This window comes from Streptomyces sp. NPDC090025 (assembly GCF_044748125.1).
In the GTDB taxonomy this organism is placed as follows: domain Bacteria; phylum Actinomycetota; class Actinomycetes; order Streptomycetales; family Streptomycetaceae; genus Streptomyces.
The window spans coordinates 157941-176881 of the sequence record NZ_JBIVFL010000015.1; the positions used below are offsets into that span (position 1 = coordinate 157941).

Annotated in this window: 16 protein-coding genes; 5 read left to right on the plus strand and 11 right to left on the minus strand. The window is 75.1% G+C overall.

The window, feature by feature from the left end:
• Positions 1 to 37: 37 nt before the first annotated feature.
• The 3 genes from ACIPXM_RS28900 to ACIPXM_RS28910 all read right to left on the minus strand — a co-directional run bounded on the left by ACIPXM_RS28900 (position 38) and on the right by ACIPXM_RS28910 (position 5034).
• Positions 38 to 3124 (minus strand): AAA family ATPase, encoded by a 3087-nt coding sequence (locus ACIPXM_RS28900; RefSeq protein WP_401661297.1) that lies wholly within the window; start codon positions 3122 to 3124, stop codon positions 38 to 40.
• The gene (locus ACIPXM_RS28905; protein ID WP_401661299.1) at positions 3121 to 4296 is read right to left on the minus strand and encodes an exonuclease SbcCD subunit D; all 1176 of its coding nucleotides are present in this window, start codon (positions 4294 to 4296) and stop codon (positions 3121 to 3123) included. Before ACIPXM_RS28905 ends, ACIPXM_RS28900 begins: the two co-directional genes overlap by 4 nt.
• 111 nt (positions 4297 to 4407) lie before the next feature.
• A complete protein-coding gene (locus tag ACIPXM_RS28910; protein WP_401661302.1) occupies positions 4408 to 5034 on the minus strand; it encodes a YigZ family protein in 627 nt (208 codons plus the stop codon).
• 135 nt (positions 5035 to 5169) lie between these two features.
• Here ACIPXM_RS28910 and ACIPXM_RS28915 point away from each other — a divergent pair, with 135 nt between their 5' ends.
• Complete coding sequence (locus tag ACIPXM_RS28915; RefSeq protein WP_401661305.1) at positions 5170 to 5607, plus strand: CoA-binding protein; 438 nt, start codon at positions 5170 to 5172, stop codon at positions 5605 to 5607.
• Between the two features lie 66 nt (positions 5608 to 5673).
• On the opposite strand, the gene ACIPXM_RS28920 is transcribed toward ACIPXM_RS28915, so the two are convergent.
• Positions 5674 to 6246 (minus strand): helix-turn-helix domain-containing protein, encoded by a 573-nt coding sequence (locus ACIPXM_RS28920; RefSeq protein ID WP_401661307.1) that lies wholly within the window; start codon positions 6244 to 6246, stop codon positions 5674 to 5676.
• 104 nt (positions 6247 to 6350) lie between these two features.
• On the opposite strand from ACIPXM_RS28920, the gene ACIPXM_RS28925 reads away from it, so the two are divergent.
• A complete protein-coding gene (locus ACIPXM_RS28925) occupies positions 6351 to 7220 on the plus strand; it encodes an EamA family transporter (protein ID WP_401661447.1) in 870 nt (289 codons plus the stop codon).
• A gap of 55 nt (positions 7221 to 7275) precedes the next feature.
• Here the strand turns inward: ACIPXM_RS28925 and ACIPXM_RS28930 are convergent, their stop codons facing one another.
• Positions 7276 to 8106, minus strand: coding sequence for an acyltransferase (locus tag ACIPXM_RS28930; protein ID WP_401661310.1), 831 nt, complete (start codon positions 8104 to 8106; stop codon positions 7276 to 7278).
• A gap of 213 nt (positions 8107 to 8319) precedes the next feature.
• Here ACIPXM_RS28930 and ACIPXM_RS28935 point away from each other — a divergent pair, with 213 nt between their 5' ends.
• Positions 8320 to 8865, plus strand: a complete 546-nt coding sequence (locus ACIPXM_RS28935) for a gamma carbonic anhydrase family protein (protein WP_401661313.1) — start codon at positions 8320 to 8322, stop codon at positions 8863 to 8865.
• A 71-nt stretch (positions 8866 to 8936) separates the two neighbouring features.
• Here the strand turns inward: ACIPXM_RS28935 and ACIPXM_RS28940 are convergent, their stop codons facing one another.
• From ACIPXM_RS28940 to ACIPXM_RS28950, 3 genes are all read right to left on the minus strand, one after another.
• Positions 8937 to 9617 carry a DedA family protein gene (locus ACIPXM_RS28940; protein WP_401661315.1) on the minus strand — a complete coding sequence of 227 codons (681 nt, stop codon included), beginning with the start codon at positions 9615 to 9617 and terminating at the stop codon, positions 8937 to 8939.
• A gap of 51 nt (positions 9618 to 9668) precedes the next feature.
• Positions 9669 to 12260, minus strand: a complete 2592-nt coding sequence (locus tag ACIPXM_RS28945; protein WP_401661317.1) for a beta-glucosidase — start codon at positions 12258 to 12260, stop codon at positions 9669 to 9671.
• A gap of 261 nt (positions 12261 to 12521) precedes the next feature.
• A complete protein-coding gene (locus ACIPXM_RS28950; RefSeq protein WP_401661449.1) occupies positions 12522 to 12959 on the minus strand; it encodes a DUF4442 domain-containing protein in 438 nt (145 codons plus the stop codon).
• A 109-nt stretch (positions 12960 to 13068) separates the two neighbouring features.
• On the opposite strand from ACIPXM_RS28950, the gene ACIPXM_RS28955 reads away from it, so the two are divergent.
• Both ACIPXM_RS28955 and ACIPXM_RS28960 read left to right on the plus strand, forming a co-directional pair.
• The gene (locus tag ACIPXM_RS28955; protein ID WP_401661319.1) at positions 13069 to 14226 is read left to right on the plus strand and encodes a hypothetical protein; all 1158 of its coding nucleotides are present in this window, start codon (positions 13069 to 13071) and stop codon (positions 14224 to 14226) included.
• Positions 14223 to 15620 carry an MFS transporter gene (locus tag ACIPXM_RS28960; RefSeq protein ID WP_401661322.1) on the plus strand — a complete coding sequence of 466 codons (1398 nt, stop codon included), beginning with the start codon at positions 14223 to 14225 and terminating at the stop codon, positions 15618 to 15620. Before ACIPXM_RS28955 ends, ACIPXM_RS28960 begins: the two co-directional genes overlap by 4 nt.
• Here the strand turns inward: ACIPXM_RS28960 and ACIPXM_RS28965 are convergent.
• The 3 genes from ACIPXM_RS28965 to ACIPXM_RS28975 all read right to left on the minus strand — a co-directional run bounded on the left by ACIPXM_RS28965 (position 15582) and on the right by ACIPXM_RS28975 (position 18855).
• Positions 15582 to 16427 (minus strand): spermidine synthase, encoded by an 846-nt coding sequence (locus ACIPXM_RS28965; RefSeq protein ID WP_401661325.1) that lies wholly within the window; start codon positions 16425 to 16427, stop codon positions 15582 to 15584. The two genes, ACIPXM_RS28960 and ACIPXM_RS28965, sit on opposite strands and share 39 nt — an antisense overlap.
• A 191-nt stretch (positions 16428 to 16618) precedes the next feature.
• Positions 16619 to 17806 carry an elongation factor Tu gene (tuf, locus tag ACIPXM_RS28970; RefSeq protein ID WP_401661328.1) on the minus strand — a complete coding sequence of 396 codons (1188 nt, stop codon included), beginning with the start codon at positions 17804 to 17806 and terminating at the stop codon, positions 16619 to 16621.
• Between the two features lie 323 nt (positions 17807 to 18129).
• Positions 18130 to 18855 carry a DNA alkylation repair protein gene (locus ACIPXM_RS28975; protein ID WP_401661331.1) on the minus strand — a complete coding sequence of 242 codons (726 nt, stop codon included), beginning with the start codon at positions 18853 to 18855 and terminating at the stop codon, positions 18130 to 18132.
• Positions 18856 to 18941 lie beyond the last annotated feature (86 nt).

Here is an 18941-nt window from a genome sequence, read left to right on the forward strand (position 1 = left end):
AGCCGCCCGGCCGGACGGGCCCGGCCGGCCCGGCGGGTCAGCCGCCGAGCGCGTCGCCGCCGGTGCGCAGCCGCACGGCCGAGCCGTGCCGGGCCTTGACGACCTCCAGTTGGGTGGGGATGCGGCGGCGCAGGTCGCCGACGTGGCTGACGATGCCGACGCTGCGGTCCCGCTCACGCAGCGAGTCCAGGACGTCGAGGACCTCGTCGAGGGTCTGGTCGTCGAGGCTGCCGAAGCCCTCGTCGATGAAGAGGGTGTCGAGTCTGACCCCGCCCGCCTCGTCGGTGACGACATCGGCGAGGCCGAGGGCGAGCGCGAGGGACGCGAAGAAGGTCTCGCCGCCGGAGAGGGTGGCGGTGTCCCGCTCGTTGCCGGTCCAGGCGTCGACCACGTGCAGGCCGAGTCCGGCCCGGCGGCCGCCGCTGCGGACGTCGGAGTGGACCAGGGTGTAGCGCCCGGCGGACATCCGCTGGAGCCGGGCGGTGGCCGCCGCTGCGACCTGTTCGAGCCGGGCGGCGAGGACGTAGGACTCCAGGCGCATCTTGCGCTCGTTCTCCGCCGACGTACCGGCGGTGAGCGCGGCGAGCCGGGCCACCCGCTCGTGGTCCGCGCGGACCGGGCCGAGCCCGCGCACCTCCTGGTCGGCCTGCCGGGACAGCCGGTCCAGGGCCTCGCAGCGCTCGCGTACGGCGGCGAGCGCGGCCCCGGACTCGCGCGACGCGCGTTCGGCGGCGGTGTGTTCGGCGGTGGCGGCGGTGATGTCGGCGGGCGGCAGCGCGGCGGCGGCCGTGGTGGCCGGGTCCGCGAGCCGGTCGGCGAGGACGGCGGCCTCCGCCTGCCAGGCGTCGACACGGCGCTGGAGCCCGACCCTGGCGGGTTCGTCGAGCAGCGCGGCGGCGGCCTCGGCGGGGGTGTCGAACCCGGCCTTGAAGGCGGCGTCGGCGAGCCGGTCGTCGGCCTCCTTGAGGGCGACGGCGGCGCTCTCCGCGGCCCGTACGGTCTCGGCGGCGTCGGTGAGCAGGGCGATCCGCCGCTCCAGGAGACCGGCGTGCGCGGCGACGCTGCCGGACTCGCCCCGGACGGCGGCGAGTTCGTCCTCCAGAGCCGTCCGCTGCTGGTCGAGGGCTTCGCGCCGGGAGGTCCTGGCCGCGACCCGCCGCTCGGCGTCGCGCCGGGCGCCCTCGCGTTCCTCGTGCTCGCGTTCGGCCCGGGCCAGGGCCTCCCGGGCCGCGTGTGTCTGGGCGGCCAGCGCGTGCGCCTCGGCGTGCGCGCGGGTCAGTTCGGCGGCGCGCGCGGTGAGTTCGGCGACGGCGGGCTCGACGGCCGGTCCGTCCGGTCCGGCCGGGAGCGCGGAGCCGCCCGCCGGGTCCGCCGGGTCGGCGGGGTCGGCGGCGCGGGCCTCGGCGCGGGCGGCCTCCCATGCCTCGGTGGTGGCGGCGACGGCGGTCTCGGCTCCGGTACGGGCCTCGTCAGCGCGGGTGTAGGCGGCGTAGGCGGTGTCCTCGGCGGCCTTGTCGACATGGTCGGCGGTGGCGACGGCCGGAGCGGGGTGCTCGGCGGAGCCGCAGACCTGGCAGGGGGCGCCGGGCGTGAGGGCGGCGGCGAGCTCGGCCGCGATGCCGCGCAGCCGCCGGGACTTGACGTCGAGCCAGTGCTCATGGGCGTCGTTGCGCCGCTCGCGGGCCCGGGTCAGCCGCTCGCGGGCCTCGGTGAGGGCGGCGGCCAGGTCGTCGCGGCGGCGGGCGGCGGCGAGCCTGCGGCGGAGCGGTTCGAGGCGGCCCGCGAGCTGTTCGGCGCGGGCGGTGGCGTCCTGGGCGGCCTCGACGTGCCGGATCAGCTCGGCGCGGCGCGGTTCCCAGCCCGCCAGCCAGGCGGCGGCGTCGACCAGGAAGTCCTCGTCGTCGCGGGCGTCGCGGTCCAGGGCGGCCCGCTCGGTGGCGAGTTCGGCGCTGCGCCGCTCGGCGCGACGGGCCGCGTCGAGCCCGCCGAGCTCGGCCCGCAGCCGCCGCTCGACGGTGGAGAGGTGCTCGGCGCTCGCCTCGGTGAGCTCCGGGTGCAGCTGGGCGCGGGCCCGGTCGCGGGCGGCGCCCGCGCCCCGGTGGGTGCGGTCGGCGTGCTCCCGCAGGGCGAGCGCGGGGGCGACCCGGTCGGCCTTCAGAGAGCGGTCGAGGGCGCTCTGGCAGCGGTCGCGCTCGGGGCGGCGGGCGGTCAGCTCGTCCTGGCGGCGCAGCGCGTCGGCGTGCCGGGCCTGCCGGTCGGCGAGCTCGCGGGCGGTGTCGAGGGCGGCGCGCGCGGCGGCCTGGCGGCGCTCGGCGGCGGCGGACTTGAGCCGGGCGATGTCGAGGGTCTCGCGGGCCTCGCTGCGGGCCAGGGCGGCGCGGGTCTGCACGGCCTCGGCGACGCCTGGTTCGCCGGGGCGCTCCTCGATGGCGGTGGCGGCGGAGCCGGGTCCGGCGGCCTGGGCCATCCGGTGGGCGAGGGCGAGGAGCCGTTCGTCGCCCGCGCCGACCTCGCGCTCGGCGGTCTTGCGCAGTTCGGCGAGGCGGTCCTCGACGGCGGCGAAGCGGCGGGTGTCGAAGAGACGGCCGAGGAGCCGGCCGCGGGCCTCGGCGTCGGCCCGCAGGAAGCGCGCGAAGTCGCCCTGGGGCAGCAGCACCACCTGGCAGAACTGGTCCCGGCTCATGCCGAGCAGCTGGGTGATCTCCTCACCGATCTCCTGGTGGGAGCGGCTGAGGGCCTGCCAGTCACCGGTCTCGGGGTCATGGGCGCGCAGCCAGCTCTGGGCCTTCTCGGTGGTGAAGCCGCCGCCGCGCTTCTTGGGGCGGGCCTGCGCGGGGCGGCGGGTGATCTCCAGGCGCCGGTCGCCGACGGTGAGGTCGAGGGTGACCTCGGTGTACGTGCCGGCGGCGGCGTGGTCGCTGCGCAGGGTGCCGCCGGGGCTCTGCCGGGCGCCCGGGACCGCCCCGTACAGGGCGAAGCAGACGGCGTCGAGGACGGAGGTCTTCCCGGCGCCGGTGGGGCCGTGGAGGAGGAAGAGACCGCCGGACGACAGGGCGTCGAAGTCGATCTCCTGGGTGGTGCCGAAGGGCCCGAAGGCGGTGACGGCGAGGCGGTGGAGTCTCATCGGCCCGTCTCCCGCTCGTGGACCGCGCTGTCGACCCTGACGTGGTCGAAGGCGCCGTGCAGGACGCCCCGTTCGGCGCTGTCGGGGCCCGCGCCGCCGCGGACGTGGGCCACGAAGTCCTCCGCGATCTGCTGGTCGGTGCGGTCGCGCAGCCGGGAGGCGTACGAGACGTCGGGGTCGTCGGCGGCGCGCTCGGGGTCGAAGACGAGGTGCAGGGTGTGCGGGAAGCGGCCTGTGAGCCGGGCCATCGGCTCGGTGGGCCGCACCGGGTCGGTGAGGGTCGCCTCCACCCAGGCGTCCTCGTGACGGGCCAGCTCCGGATCGGCGAGCAGGTCGTCGAGCCGGCCGCGGAGCCGGGCGAGCGGCCGGGGCACCGGGCAGTCGATCCGCTCGGCGGCGTCGACGGCACCGTCGGCGCCGAGGTCGATCAGCCACATGGTCTTGCGGTGGTCGGTCTCGGAGAAGGAGTAGGCGAGCGGGGAGCCGGAGTAGCGCACCCGGGGGGTGAGGGTCTGGCTGCCGTGCAGATGGCCGAGGGCCACGTAGTCGACGCCGTCGAAGACCCCGGCGGGCACGGCGGCGACGCCGCCGACGGTGATGTCCCGCTCGCTGTCGCTGGCTTCGCCACCGGCGACGAAGGCGTGCGCGAGGACCACGGAGCGGGTGCCGGCGGGGCGGGTGGCGAGGTCGGCGCGCACGCGGTCCATGGCGGCCCCGATGACCGCTTCGTGTCCGGCCTTCTCGACGCCGAACTGGTCGCGGACCAGGGCGGGTTCGAGGTAGGGCAGGCCGTAGAGGGCGACGGCGCCGTGGTCGTCGGCGAGCACCACCGGGGTGCCGGCCCCGGCCGGGTCGGTGCGCAGGAAGATGCCGGAGCGGTCGATGAGTCCGGCGCCGACGCCGAGGCGGCGGGCCGAGTCGTGGTTGCCGGAGATCATCACGGTGGGCACGCCCGCGTCGGCGAGCCGGTGCAGGGCGGCGTCGAACAGCGCGACGGCGGTGAGCGGGGGCACGGCCCGGTCGTAGACGTCACCGGCCACGAGCACCGCGTCCACCGCGCGCTCGCGCACCGTCGCCACCAGGTGGTCGAGGAACGCGGCCTGGGCGTCGAGCAGGGCGACCCGGTGGAAGGACCGGCCCAGGTGCCAGTCCGACGTGTGCAGAAGCCTCATGATCCGTGAGGGTATCGGTGGGGTCGGACAACGCGGGCGGGAGCGGCGGCGAGCGCCCCGCCGGGACCGGCGGGTCGGGCGGGTCGGGCGGGTCGGGCGGGACCGGCCGGGTCAGGCGTCACCGTACGCCTCCCCGCCCAGTTCGAAGGTGGCGGTGCCCGCGGTGGCGTCGGCGAGCCAGCCCTCGAACTGCGCCACGTCGGCGTCCGGCAGCCCGATCTCGATGGTGACGGCGGCCCCGTAGTGGACCTCGCGCACGGAGCGGCCGGTGGACCGCAGGTCGTTCTGCAGTTTCCCGGCCCGCAGGTGGTCGACGGTGACGGTGGCGAGCCGGTAGCGGTGCCGGGTGACGGTGCCGAGCGCGTCCAGGGCCTCGCCGACCACGCCGCCGTACGCGCGGATCAGACCGCCCGCGCCGAGCTTCACGCCGCCGTAGTAGCGGGTGACGACGGCGGCGACGTAACGCATCTCACGGCGCAGCAGCATCTGGAGCATGGGCACGCCCGCGGTTCCGCCGGGTTCGCCGTCGTCGGACGCCTTCTGTACGGAGGCGTCGGCGCCGATGACGTACGCGAAGCAGTTGTGGGTGGCGGTGGGGTGCTCGCGGCGGATCCGGGCGACGAACTCCTGCGCCTCCCGCTCGTCGGCGACGGGCGCCAGCGCGCAGAGGAAGCGCGAGCGGTTGATCTCGGATTCGTGGACGCCCTCGGCGGCGAGCGTGCGGTACTGCTCCTGCATCCCGCAAGCCTAAGCGCCCGCGCGGACCGGCCCGGACGGGCCGACGCCGGTCGCGCCGCCGGGAATGACCGTGCGTCGACCGTCGTTCACGCCCATGACCACGAGTTTCGCAGCAGGCACGGAAGGCAGTGTGGGATGAGCGTCGAGACCAGCACGGCGGGGGCCGGGTCCGTATCCGAGGCGGTACGCCGGATCCTCACCGAGAGCGGCGACACCTGGGCCGTGGTGGGCCTGTCCAACAACCGGACGCGCGCGGCGTACGGGGTGGCGGCCACCCTGCAGCGCTTCGGGAAGCGGATCGTCCCGGTGCACCCGAAGGCGGAGACCGTGCACGGGGAGCAGGGGTACGCGACGCTCGCGGACATCCCGTTCCCGGTCGACGTGGTGGATGTCTTCGTCAACAGCGAGCTGGCGGGCGCCGTCGCGGACGAGGCGGTGGCGATCGGCGCGAAGGCGGTGTGGTTCCAGCTGGAGGTGATCGACGAGGCGGCGTACGAGCGGACCCGCGCGGCCGGGCTCGACATGGTGATGGACCGCTGCCCCGCGATCGAGCTGCCCCGCCTGTCGGCCTGACCGGCCGACGGCCGCCCGGCCCGGACCTGAACCGGGCGGGGCGGGGCGGGGCGGGGCGGGGCGGGGTCAGCGTACGGGCGGGATGGAGACGGCCATCGTCATCTCGACCGTCTCCCCGCCGTCGTTGCGGTAGGCGTGCGGCACATTGCTCTCGAAGACCGCGGCGGTGCCGGCCGGCAGGACGTGGTCGGCGCCGTCCACGACGAGGGTGAGGGTGCCCGCCGAGACGTGGAGCAGTTCGGTGGTGCCGTCCGGGTGCGGGTCGGAGGCGCTGCCGTCGCCCGGCTTCAGGGTCCAGTGCCACAGTTCGAGCGGACCGCGCGCCTCGGTGCCGACGAGCAGGGTGGTGTTGCTGCCGGTGGAGGTCGACCACATCCGGACGGCCTGCTCCGGCGGCACCAGGCGGACGTGCGGGCCCTGCTCGTAGTCGAGCAGGGTGGTGATGGAGACCCCGAGGGCGTCGGCGAGCTTCACCGTGGTGCCGACGCTCGGGTTGGTGCGGGCCTGCTCGATCTGGATGATCATGCCGCGGCTGACCCCGGCCCGGGCGGCGAGCGCGTCCAGGGTGAAGCCACGCTCGTTGCGCCAGCGCTTCAGGTTCCGGGCGAGGGACTGGGTGAGCTGGTCGAGGTCCGACACGTTCCGTCCAATATTTTGAATGACAGGGTCCAACAGGCTGTACTACCGTGTGGTGCACCCGATTGTTCACCGCACTGTACTGCGAGGCACCCCCGATGACGGCACTGACGGCGCTGCTCGCCCTGAGCACCAGCCTGCTCTTCGGCCTCGCCGACTTCGGCGGCGGCCTGCTCACCCGGCGCTTCCCGGCGCTGACCGTGGTCGTGGTCTCGCAGACGATCGCCGTCGTGGTCCTCGGCACGATCGTGCTCGCCACCGGGGCCTTCGACCAGGCGGGTCCGCTGCTCTGGTACGCGGTCGCGGCCGGTGTCATCGGCCCCGCCGCGATGCTCGCCTTCTACCGCGCCCTCGCGCTCGGCCCGATGGGCGTGGTCTCGCCGCTCGGCTCGCTCGGCGTGGTGGTCCCGGTCGCCGTGGGCCTCTTCGTCGGCGACCGCCCGGGGCTCGCGCAGTTCGCCGGGATCGCCGTCGCGATCGTCGGCGTGGTCCTGGCGGGCGGCCCGGAGCTGCGCGGGGCCCCGGTGCGGCGCCGGGCGGTGCTGCTCACCATCCTCGCCGCGTTCGGCTTCGGCGCGGTGATGGCCCTGATAGCCGAGGCGTCCACCACGGTCACCGGCCTGTTCCTGGCGCTGTTCGTGCAGCGGGTGACCAATGTGGTGGTCGGCGGCGGCGCGCTGTGGCTCTCGGTCCGGCGCGGCGGCCCGATGCTCCCCGAGGACGGCGGCGGTCTGCGGGCCGTCGGCGCCGCGCTCCCGGCGCTCGCCTTCATCGGCCTCGCGGACGTCGCCGCCAACGGCACCTACGCGATCGCCGCCCAGCGCGGCCCGATCACCGTCGCCGCCGTCCTCGCCAGCCTCTACCCGGTGGTCACGGCCCTCGCCGCGCGCGTGGTCCTCAAGGAACGCCTGAAGGCGGTGCAGGCGGCGGGCGCGGGCCTCGCCCTGGTGGGCACGGTGCTGCTGGCGACCGGCTGACCGGCCCCGTACCGGCGCGTCCCGCCGCCCGGCACCGGCACCCGCGGCGGCGCCGTCAGCGCTCCGCGTCCGCCAGGCCGCCCCGCCCCAGGCTCTCCGACGGGTCCGTCGTGCCGAGCTCGTCGAGTTTGTCGAGCTCGCCCAGGTCCGCCAGGTCCTCCAGGGCCGCCAGCGCGGCCAGTTGTGCGGCCGTCACGCCCTCGGGGATCGGCCGGGGCGCGGGGGTGCGCAGCGGTGGCTGCCAGCCGCGTTCGGGGTCGTAGGAGCGGACCACCTTCGCCGGGGCGCCCGCCACGACCGCGTGGTCGGGGACCTCGCCCCGTACGACGGCTCCGGCCGCGACCACGACGTTCCGGCCGAGCCGGGCGCCGGGCAGGATCACGGCGCCGGTGCCGAGCCAGCAGCCGGGGCCGATGACGACGGGGGCCGAGCGCGGCCACTGCCGTCCGACCGGCACCTCGGGGTCGTCGTAACTGTGGTTGGTGGACGTGATGTAGACGTACGGGCCGCAGTAGGTGTCGGAGCCTATGGTGATCGGCGCGTCCGCGATGACGTGGCTGCCGCGGCCGAGGACGACCCCGTCGCCGAGGGTGAGGACGGTGTCCTCGCCGAGGTCGTACCCGGGCAGCATCCCGGCGGTCAGGGTGACCTGTTCGGCGATGATGCAGCAGGCGCCGACCTCGATCCACTCCTCGCCGAACACCGTGCCCTGCGGGAACGCCAGCCGGGTGCCCGCGCCGAGCCGGCGGAAGCGCAGCCGCCCCGGGTGTTCGGCGGTGACGGCACCCGCCTGCTGGATCCGCCGCCAGCCGCCCTGCAGGGCACGGGCCACGACCCGGCGGCGCCAGGCGGTCAGCGAGGAGAACGTGTTTCGGTTCCGGGGCACCCGGACACCGTAGTGGCCGGTGTCGTGCCTGATCAGTGCGGTGCGCTGTGATGTCCGTCATGGGCCGCGACTAGGGCCTGTCTGACAATTCGCGTCGGATAGTGCCGGGCGGGCCGGACCCGACGGGAATTGTCAGACAGGCCCTAGGCTGCCGGGCAAGGCGCGACGACCGATTCGACGAGCGGTTCGACGAACGAGATCAGGAGCGGAACGATGGCAGAGGCGACGGACGTGACCGGCACGTTGATCAGGGGTGTGGGCGGCAAGGAGCCGAGCGTCGACCCGACCGCCTTCACGGCGCCGACCTCGGTGGTGCTCGGCGACGTCACCCTGGGGCCGCGGGCCAGTGTCTGGTACCACGCGGTGCTGCGGGCGGACTGCGGGCCGATCGAGGTCGGCGAGGACGCCAATGTCCAGGACAACTGCACGGTGCACGTCGACCCCGGTTTCCCGGTCAGGATCGGCGCGCGGGTGACGATCGGGCACAACGCGACCGTGCACGGCTGTGTGATCGAGGACGACGTCCTGGTCGGGATGGGCGCCACCGTCCTGAACGGCGCCCGGATCGGCGCCGGTTCGCTGGTCGCCGCGCAGGCCCTCGTACCGCAGGGCATGGAGGTGCCGCCGGGTTCGCTGGTGGCGGGGGTGCCCGCGAAGGTGCGCCGGCCGCTGACCGAGGAGGAGCTGGCGGGCATCCGGCTGAACGCCGAGATGTATCTGCACCTGGCGAAGGCGCACGCGGAGACCTTCGCCGAGTAGCCGAGCGGCCGAGTCGGCGAGCGGGCCTGGCGGGAACGTGCCGCCGGGCCCGGGCCCCGGACCCGCCCCCGCTACTCCGCCGGGGCGGGGGCCGCCGGGGACGGGTTCCGGTCCGGCGCCTGGCCCTGCTCCTCGTCCCGCATCGCGGCGGCGGCCTTCTTCGCGCGGTTCTTCAGGATCAGCATCGACGCCAGGCCGATGAGGACCGCGAGCACCAGTCCCAGCCAGGAGAAGCGCTTCAGCCATGCCTCGGCGACGATGCCGACCGAGTAGATGACGGCGGTGGTGCCGCCCGCCCAGAGGATGCCGCCGAAGACGTTGGCGATGAGGAACTTCCAGTACGGCATCCGCAGCACGCCCGCGAGCGGCCCGGCGAAGATCCGCAGCAGGGCGACGAAGCGGCCGAAGAAGACCGCCCACATGCCCCACTTCTCGAAGGACCGCTCGGCCAGGCCGATGTTGGCCTCGCTGAAATGCTTGGGGAACTTCCGGCCCAGCTTCGTCAGCAGCGGCCGGCCGCCCTTGCGGCCGATCGCGTAGCCGATGGAGTCGCCGATGATGGCGCCCGCGCTGGCGCAGGCGCCGAGCACGTACGGGTTGATCTCGCCGTGCTGGGAGGCCAGCAGGGCCGAGCTGACGAGCACGATCTCGCCGGGGAGCGGGATGCCCAGGCTCTCCAGGCCGATCACCACCCCGACCAGCGCGTAGACGGCGACCGCGGGGATCGTCTCCAGCCACTCCTGGACGTGCACGGCGGGTCCTCTTCCGGGGTGTCGGCGACCGAACCCGGGCAGCCTACCCGGTCACGGTGTCCGCACCCGGGCCACGGTCCGCAGCGGCAGCGCACGTGAGGAGGCGCCGACGCGCACCTCGCGCGGCCCGGTGCCGAGCACCCAGGTGTGCCGGGCCGGGTCCCAGGAGGAGAGGGTGCGGGCGGCCACCGGGACGGTGACCCGGCGCCGTTCGCCGGGCGCGAGTTCGAGGCGGCGGTATCCGGCGAGGGCCCGGACCGGCTGGTCGACGCCGAGCGCGGTCAGGTCCGGCGAGGGCCCGACGTACACCTGGGCGACCTCGATGCCGGTGCGGGGCCCGGTGTTGACGACGGTGAAGGTGACGTGGAGTCCGTCGGCGGCGGGGACGGCGGTGAGGTCCGCGTACCGGAAGGTGGTGTAGGAGAGGCCGTGGCCGAAGGGGAACAGCGGCTCCACGCCCCGCATGTCGTACCAGCGGTGGCCGATGTGGACACCCTCGGAGTACTCCTCCACACCGCCCTGTCCGGGGTAGCGGCGCGGGTCACCGGCGGTGGGGTGGGCGTCCTCGGTGCGCGGGAAGGTCTGGGTGAGCCGGCCGCCGGGGTCGGCGTCGCCGAACAGCACGGCGGCGGTGGCCCGCCCGCCCTCCTGGCCCGGGTAGTACATCTGGAGCACGGCGCCGGTCCGCTCCAGCCAGGGCATGGTGGTCGCGGACGAGGTGTTGAGGACCACGGTGGTACGGGGGTTGGCGGCGGTCACGGCGGAGATCAGGGCCTCCTGGCCGTCGGGCAGCGCGAGTCCGGTGCGGTCGCGGCCCTCGGTGGCGTCCTCGTAGGCGAAGAGGACCACGTCGTGCGCGGCCCGGGCGGCGGCGACGGCCGCGGCCGTGTCGGCGGCGCGGGTGGTGCCGTCGGTGGCCCGCAGCCGGAAGCGGAGGCGCCCGGTCCCGGCGCGCGCGGTCACGGTGAGCCGGTGGGCGCCCGCGCTCAGCCTGCGGTCGGCGCGGCGCAGCGCGAGGCCGTCGGGGGCGCGGCCGAGCAGGCCACCGGCGAAGTACTCGGCGACGCCCGCGCGGACCGGGAAGAGTTCGGTGCCGTCGAGGGTGACGGTGGGGCGCTCGCCGCCGTCGTAGTGGACGAAGAAGCTCCAGTCGTCGTCCGTGGTGGTGGTGAGGGTGGCCTCGTGGGTCCAGGTCCGGCCCGCCGGGACGGTGCGGTCGTCGAGTTCGTCGGGCGAGGTGTCGGGGGCGAGGCGGCCGCCGGTCTCGGCGAGCGGCTTGCCGTAGGGGTCGACGCCGCGGGTGTACGTGACGGAGGCGGCGGTTCCGGCCTCGGCCGCGGCGCGGGCGCGCAGCGCGTCGAGCGGGCTGACGGCGGAGTCGGGGACGACATGGGCGCTGCCGCCGCCGCTGACGAACGGGACCGCGCCGGTGGCGCCGATGACGGCGAGGGCGCGGGCGGCGGGGGCGCCGAGCGGGAGGGTGCCGCGCTCGTTGCGGAGCAGGGTGGCTCCGGCGACGGCGACCCGGTGGGCGAGCCGGGCCCCGGCCTCGGCGTCACGGGCGGGCCGGGCGGGCGGCGCCTGGTCGAGCAGCCCGAACCGGGCGCGTACGGTCAGGATCCGGCGGACGGCGGTGTCGACGGCGGCCTCGGTGACCAGGCCGTCCCGCACGGCACGGGCCAGCGGCGCGCCGTAGTGCTCGCCGCCCGGCATCTCCATGTCGCAGCCCGCGGTGAGCGCGGGCCCGGTGGAGTGGACGGCCTCCCAGTCGCTCATCACCCAGCCCTCGAAGCCCCAGCGGTCCCGCAGGATCTCGGTGAGCAGGGCGTGGTTCTCGGTGGCGTGGGCGCCGTCGACCTTGTTGTACGCGGCCATGACGGCGCCCGCGCCCGCGTCGACGGCGGCCTCGAAGCCGCGCAGTTCGGTCTCGTGCAGGGTCTGTTCGCCGACCCGGACGTCGACGAGGGTGCGGTCGCGTTCCTGGTTGTTGAGGGCGAGGTGCTTGACGGTGGCGATCAGTCCCTCGGCCTGGATGCCGCGGATCTCCTCGGCGACCAGGTCGGCGGAGAGCAGCGGGTCCTCGGCGAAGGTCTCGAAGTTGCGGCCCGCGTAGGGGGTGCGGATCAGGTTGACCATCGGTGAGAGCAGCACGTCCTGGCCGAGTGCGCGGCCCTCGTGGCCGATGACCCGGCCGTACGCGCGGGCGAGTCCGGGGTCGAAGGCGGCGGCGAGCATCACGGGCGCGGGCAGCGCGGTGGCCGGCTTGCCGACCCGGACTCCGGCGGGGCCGTCGGCGAGGCGGAGCGGCGGGATGCCGAGCCGGGGCACGCCGGGCACGTGTCCGGCCTGGCCGAGGCTCTCGGGGTCGGTGGCGCCGTGCAGCAGCGCGGTCTTCTCGTCGAGGGTGAGGCGGGCGATGAGCTCGTCGACCCGGGCGTCGGCCGGGGTGCCGGTGCCCGGGGCGGGCGGGGTGGGCGGGCCGCCGGGGGCGCGCCCGGACGGCGCCGCCGTGGCGCGCCCGAGGGTGCCGGTGGGGGCGAGGGTGAGGGCGGCGGCGCCCGCGAGGGCGAGCAGCAGCCGGCGTCGGGCGGGCGGCCGGGACGCGGCGGGCGGTGCCGATTCCGGGGTGGGGGCCTGGGACACGGCGGCGCTCCTTCGCGACGAACGGCACGATCACCATCACCACCATCACGATCACCATCAGGATCGTGACGCGGAGGCGGACGCGGAGGCGGTCGGCGGCTCACCGGCCCGGGGCCGGTGACCGAGGTCCCGGGGCCTCGGGCCTGGGGGCCGCCGACCCGCGTCCGGTCGATGGCTGATCGCACTATGCGTGACGGTTCGTCGGATTCCGCGCCGCCGTGCCGGGCACCCGTGGTGGGGCACCCGTACCGGCGGATGCCGTCAGTTGTTCGGCCGCAGGGTCCACAGGACGGTCATCTCGCCGGTGACGGCGCCGTCCTCGCGGGTGATGTCGATGCGGACCGGGAACTCGGGGCGCTGCCCCGCGTCCAGCTCGGCGACGACCTCGGCGACCGGGCGGCCCAGGGTCGCGGTGGCGGTGACCACGCCCATGGCCAGCTTCTTGTAGGCGATGTCGGCGCTGACCGCGAGCGGCACCGCGCGGCTCAGCTGGTCGCCGAAGGCGGCGAGCACGATGGCGCCGCTGGCGGACTCGGCGAGGGTGAACATCGCTCCGGCGTGCGGGCCGCCGACGTGGTTGTGGTAGTCGGCCTGGTCCGGGAGGCGCACGACGGCGCGCTCGGCGGTGGTCTCCAGGAACTCCAGCTTCAGGGTCCTGGCCATGGGCACCGTGGCGGCGAGCATCTCGCCGACGGTCATCTGGTCTGCGCTCATGCCCGGTTATGTTACCCACCGGTAGCAGTCCGCGCCATCCCCGGACGGGGGCGGGCGTAGCCGCGCACCGGTCGCACCTCTATCGTTACGGCCCATGTGGCCAGGACAGCAGCCGCCCGGGGGCGAGCAGAACCCGCAGGACCCTAATCAGCAGCAGAACCCGTACGCGCAGCCCGGCGGGCAGCCCGGTTACGGGCAGCAGCCCGGCGCCCAGGGCGGCGCGCAGGGCGGGTACGGACAGCCGAACCCCTACCAGCAGCCGACCGTGCAGCAGGGCGGATACGGCCAGCCGAACCCGTACCAGCAGCCGCCGGCCCCGCCGGCCCCGCCGCAGGGCGGGTATCCCGGTTACGGTCAGCCCAACCCGTACCAGCAGCCGACCGTGCAGCAGTACGCGATGCCCGGACCGGCACAGCCCGGTGGCGACGGCGGCAACGGCAAGAAGAAGCAGACCACGCTGATCGCGATCGTCGCGGCGGTGGCCGTGCTCGTGGCGGGCGGGGTCACCGCGTTCCTGGTGGTCGGCAAGGACGACGACGGCAAGAAGAACGTCGCCGACGACCCCAAGCCCAAGCAGAGCAGCAGCGCGCCGGGCACCCCCTCCGCCCAGCCGTCGATCGACAACCCGCGCGACGGGGCCGCGATGCAGCCGACCGTCCCGGGCTGGAAGGTCGTCTACAACCCGAAGTACGGCACGCTGTTCGACGTACCGCCGGAGTGGGAGCTCGCGAAGCCGGGTGTCGTCACCTACTTCGAGGACGAGAAGAAGAACGACGGCTCACCGGTCGTCACCATGTCCGCGCCCGCGCACTTCAAGTCCAACTGGTGCGCGTACGACACGGACAAGAACGGGACCAAGGAGGCATGGAGCCTCGGCGGCGCGGGCACCAAGGGCGGCCAGGGCGCCAAGGACACCGCGGAGGCGGCCTTCAACGAGGCCGGCAACTGGGTGTGGGCCGGTTACGCCCAGCACATGCCGAAGGGCACCATCAAGATCACCAAGGCGGTGCCGTACACCTCGGCCTCCGGGCTCTCCGGCAGCATGGCGACCGCGACCGCGCCCGGCATCAAGAAGCGCAACATGTGCGAGTCCGACGGCAAGTCGGTCGCCTTCTCCTTCAAGAACGCCAAGGGCGACTTCTCCTCCTTCGTGCTCTACGCCGCCGACGGCGTCAAGGACGAGCTGCCCGACGACACGATCAAGAAGATCATGTCCACCGTGCGCCTGGCCCCCGATTCCCCGGAGTCGTGATCCGCGCGCACATACCCGGCTGGGCGGGCCGGAACTACCTGCTGCTCACCGCCGCCGCGATCATCACCAACGTGGGCACCCACGGCGCCCTGATCGCGGCGGCGTTCGCCGTCATCCAGTCCGGCGGCGACGGCGGCGACGTGGGCCTGGTCGCGATGGCCCGCACGCTGCCGCTGGTGTTCTTCCTGCTGATCGGCGGCGCGGTCGCCGACCGGGTGCCGCGGCACCGGGTGATGGTCGCCGCCAACGCGCTGAACTGCGTCTCCCAGGCGCTCTTCGCCGTCCTGGTGCTCACCGGCCGGGCCGAACTCTGGCACATGATGGTGCTGACCGCGCTGTGCGGCACCGGGCAGGCGTTCTTCAACCCGGCCGCCGAGGGCATGCTGCTGTCCTCGGTCGACGGCGAGCAGGTCAGCCGCGCCTTCGCGCTGTTCCGGATGGCGCTGAGCGGCGCCGGCATCGGCGGCGCGGCGCTCGGCGGCGCCATGGTCGCCGCCGTCGGACCGGGCTGGGTGCTCGCCGTCGACGCCGCCGCGTTCGCCCTCGCGGGCGCGCTGCGCGCCTTCCTCGACGTCCGGCAGGTGGCCGACCGGTCCCCCGGCGGCGGACTGCTCGCCGATCTGCGGGACGGCTGGCGCGAGGTCATCGGCCGCCCCTGGCTGTGGTCGATCGTCGCCCAGTTCTCCATCGTGGTGGCGCTGGTCGGCGCGGCCGAGTCGGTGTACGGCCCGCTGGTCGCCCGCGACGAACTCGGCGGCGCCCGGCCCTGGGGCATCGCGCTCGCCGCCTTCGGAGTCGGCACCCTGGGCGGCGCGCTGCTCATGGCCCGCTGGAAGCCGCGCAGGCTGCTCCTGGTGGGCACCCTCGGCGTGTTCCCGATCGCGCTGCCCTCGGCGGCGCTCGCGGTGCCGCTCGACGTGTGGGGGCTCTCGGCGGCGATGTTCGTCAGCGGGGTCGCCATCGAGATCTTCGGCGTCTCCTGGATGACCACGCTGCACCAGGAGATCCCCGAGGAGAAGCTGTCCCGGGTCTCCGCCTACGACTGGTTCGGCTCCACCGCGATGCTCCCGCTGTCCACGGCCCTGGCCGGACCGGCGGAGAGCCTGATGGGCCGGGACACCGCACTGTGGGGCTCGGCCACGCTGATCGTCCTGGTGACGGGCCTGGTGCTGCTGGTGCCGGACGTGCGGAACATGACCCGGCGGACGGGAACGGGGACGGGGACGGTCGCGGGGACGGTCACGAAGCGGGTGGCGGGGGCCGGTGCTCCGGACCCGGGCACGGCCCCGGACCCGGGGGCCGGTGCCGTCCCCGCTGACGCCGTCCCGGCCGAGACCATCTCGGCCAGGACCGGCTCAGCCGATGCCGAAGGCGCCGTCCGGCGGCACGGGTGACGGGACCGCGTCCTCGTCCCGTACCGGCACCGCGTCACCGATGAACCGGGTCAGCGGCGCTCCGTGCTCCACCCGGGCCGGGAACGGGTCGGCCGCGGTACGGCGGGCCAGGCCCGCGAGATCGGGCTCCCGGTCGGCGGCGAGCAGGACCGCGTTGCCGAACCGGCGGCCGCGCAGCACCCCGGGTTCGGCGATCAGCGCCAGCTCGGGGAAGACCGCGCCGAAGGTCGCGAGCTGGCCGCGCAGGAAGGCGAAGGGCGCGCCGTCGGCGAGGTTCGCCGCGTAGACGCCGCCGGGGCGCAGCACCCGGCGGGCCTCGCGCGCGTAGTCGACCGAGGTGAGGTGCGCGGGGACCCGGGAGCCGCCGAACACGTCGGCGATCAGCACGTCCGCCGAGGCGTCCGGCTCCGCCGCCAGCCATTCCCGGGCGTCCGCCCCGTACACCGCGATCCCGTCCTCGGCGGGCACCGGAAGCACCTCGGCCACCAGGCCGAGCAGTCCACGGTCCGCCTCGGCGACCCGCTGCCGCGATCCGGGCCGGGTCGCCGCCGTGTAGCGGGGCAGGGTGAGCGCGCCGCCGCCGAGGTGCACGACGTCGAGCGGCTCCCCCGGCTCCGCGGCGAGGTCGAGGACGTGGGCGAGCCGCCGCGCGTACTCGAACTCCAGGTGGCGGGGGTCGTCGAGGTCGATGTACGACTGGGGCGCGCCGTCGACGGTGAGCAGCCAGCCCCGTTCGGTGTCGACGTCGGGCATCAGCCGGGCGGTGCCGTGGTCGACCTCGCGGATGACAGGGATCTGCTCGTTCACGGGCCCATTCTGCCCGGGCGGAGGCGGGGCGGGGCCCGAGGGGCGGGGTGGGCGGGCCGGGGCCCGAGGGGCGGGGGCCGGGCGGGCGGACCAGGGCCGGCGCCGGGAACCGGACGCGGGCCGCACCCCGCGAGGGTGCGGCCCGCACCGGCCCCGTACCGGACCGCTCCCTGGTCCCCTCGGCGGGCCGCTCAGTGGACCTCGGTGATCGTGCCCGCGCCGACGGTCTTGCCGCCCTCGCGGATCGCGAAGCCGAGCCCGGCCTCCAGCGGGAGGTCGCGGCCGAGCTCGACGGTCATGGTGACCGTGTCGCCGGGCCTGGCGACCCCCGCCTCGCCGAGGTCGACGCCGCCGACCACGTCCGCCGTCCGCAGGTGGAACTGCGGCCGGTAGCCGGTGGCGACCGGGGTCGCCCGGCCGCCCTCGCGGGCGGACAGCACGTACACCCGGGCCGTGAAGCGGCGGCGCGGCTCGACGCTGCCGGGCGCCGCGACGACGTCGCCGCGCCGGACCGCGCCGCGTGGCACCCCGCGCAGGAGCAGCGCCACGTTGTCGCCCGCCTGGGCGGACTCCATCGGCCGCCCGAAGGTCTCCACGCCGGTGACGACGGTCTCGGTGTCCGCACCGAGGACCGCGACCCGGTCGCCGACCCGGACGGTGCCGCGTTCGACGGCACCGGTGACGACCGTGCCCCGGCCGGTGATGGTGAGGACGTTCTCCACCGGCAACAGGAACGGCGCGTCGACATAGCGCTCGGGCACCGGCACATAGGTGTCGACCGCGTCGAGCAGCGCCTCCACCGACGCCGTCCAGCGCGGGTCGCCCGCGAGGGCGCGCAGGCCGGAGACCCGGACCACGGGCACGGCGTCGCCGCCGTAGCCGTGCGCGGTGAGCAGTTCGCGCACCTCCAGCTCGACGAGGTCGGCCAGCTCCTCGTCGGCGCCGTCCGCCTTGTTGAGGGCGACGACGATGTGGTCGACGCCGACCTGACGGGCCAGCAGCACGTGCTCGGAGGTCTGCGGCATGATCCCGTCGAGCGCGGAGACGACGAGGATCGCGCCGTCGAGCTGGGCGGCGCCGGTGACCATGTTCTTGACGTAGTCGGCGTGCCCGGGCAGGTCGACATGGGCGTAGTGGCGGGTGTCGGTCTCGTACTCGACGTGCGCGGCGTTGATGGTGATGCCGCGGCGCGCCTCCTCGGGGGCGCGGTCGATGCGGTCGAAGGGGACGTAGGCGGTGGCGTTGTCGGCGGTGGCGCCGGGGCGCTCGCTGAGGACCTTGGTGATGGCGGCGGTGAGGGTGGTCTTGCCGTGGTCGACGTGACCCATGGTGCCGATGTTGAGGTGCGGCTTGGTGCGCGCGTATGCCTGCTTGGACATGGCGGGTGTGCTCGATTCCCTGCTCGAAACGTGAGTGGGGACCCCTGGGGCCGAACCGACCCTCCCCCTGTGGGGTCCGCCGGACGGTCCGGGGAGGGTCAGCTTCGGTCGCCGCCGAGCAAGGTCGTGGTCGCCACGGCAGCCTTCGGCGCGTCCGCGACTGCGGACGGCGCTGCGAGGAAGGCGTACCGGAACATGGCACTGATGATGGCCGCTCAGGTCGGCGGCGTCGAACGAATTTCGCCGGGGCTCGGGCACGGCGGGGCGGCGCCCGGTCCCGGTCCCGGTCCCGGTCCCGGTGCCGGTCCCGGTGCCGGTCCCGGCTACGGCAGGTTCTTGGTCGCCTCGCGCACCGAGAGCGGCGACAGCCGCGACGCGTTCTGGTCGACGAACGCCCGCACCTCGCCCGGTGCGGTCTTGGCGTACTCGCGCAGGGCCCAGCCGATCGCCTTGCGGATGAAGAAGTCGGGGTGGCCCGAGCGCAGCAGGCAGTACGAGAAGAGGCGTTCGGCGTCGGTGCCGGACTTGTACCGGAGCTGGTGGAGCAGGGCGGTGCGGGCCACCCACAGGTCGTCGTCGGTGATCCACTCGTCCATCGCCGTGGCCAGCGCCGGATCGGCCGCGACCAGGCCGCCGACCACATGGGCGGCGAGGTGGTCGACGGTGTCCCACCAGGAGACGGTGGTCACCAGGGTCCTGGCCACCGGCAGGAAGCCGGACGAGCAGCGCTTGATGTGGCGGCGGAGGTAGTCGACGGCGAAGTAGTGGTACTCGCGCTCGTCGAGCGCGAAGCAGCGCAGCGCGACCGCCGCGCAGTCGGCCTCGTCGGGCGTGCCGAGGCCCTTGAGGACGGTACGGGTCAGCTCCCGGCGCTCCGGGCTGCGCACCCCGAGGAACGGCGCCACGCCTTTCATGTACGCGACCATCTCCTGCGCCCGGAACGGGTCGCCGCCCGTCGGGTAGACGGTGGTGAGGCGGGCGAGCACCTCGTCGGCGAGGGCGCTCGCGGGGACCTGCTCCGGCGTGGCGGGGGTCGCGGGGGTGCGCATCGGATCACTCCAGAACGGCGGGACGGACGGCAGGACGGACGGCGGGACGGGCGGCCGGGCATGGCGCACATTACGGCGATCACACG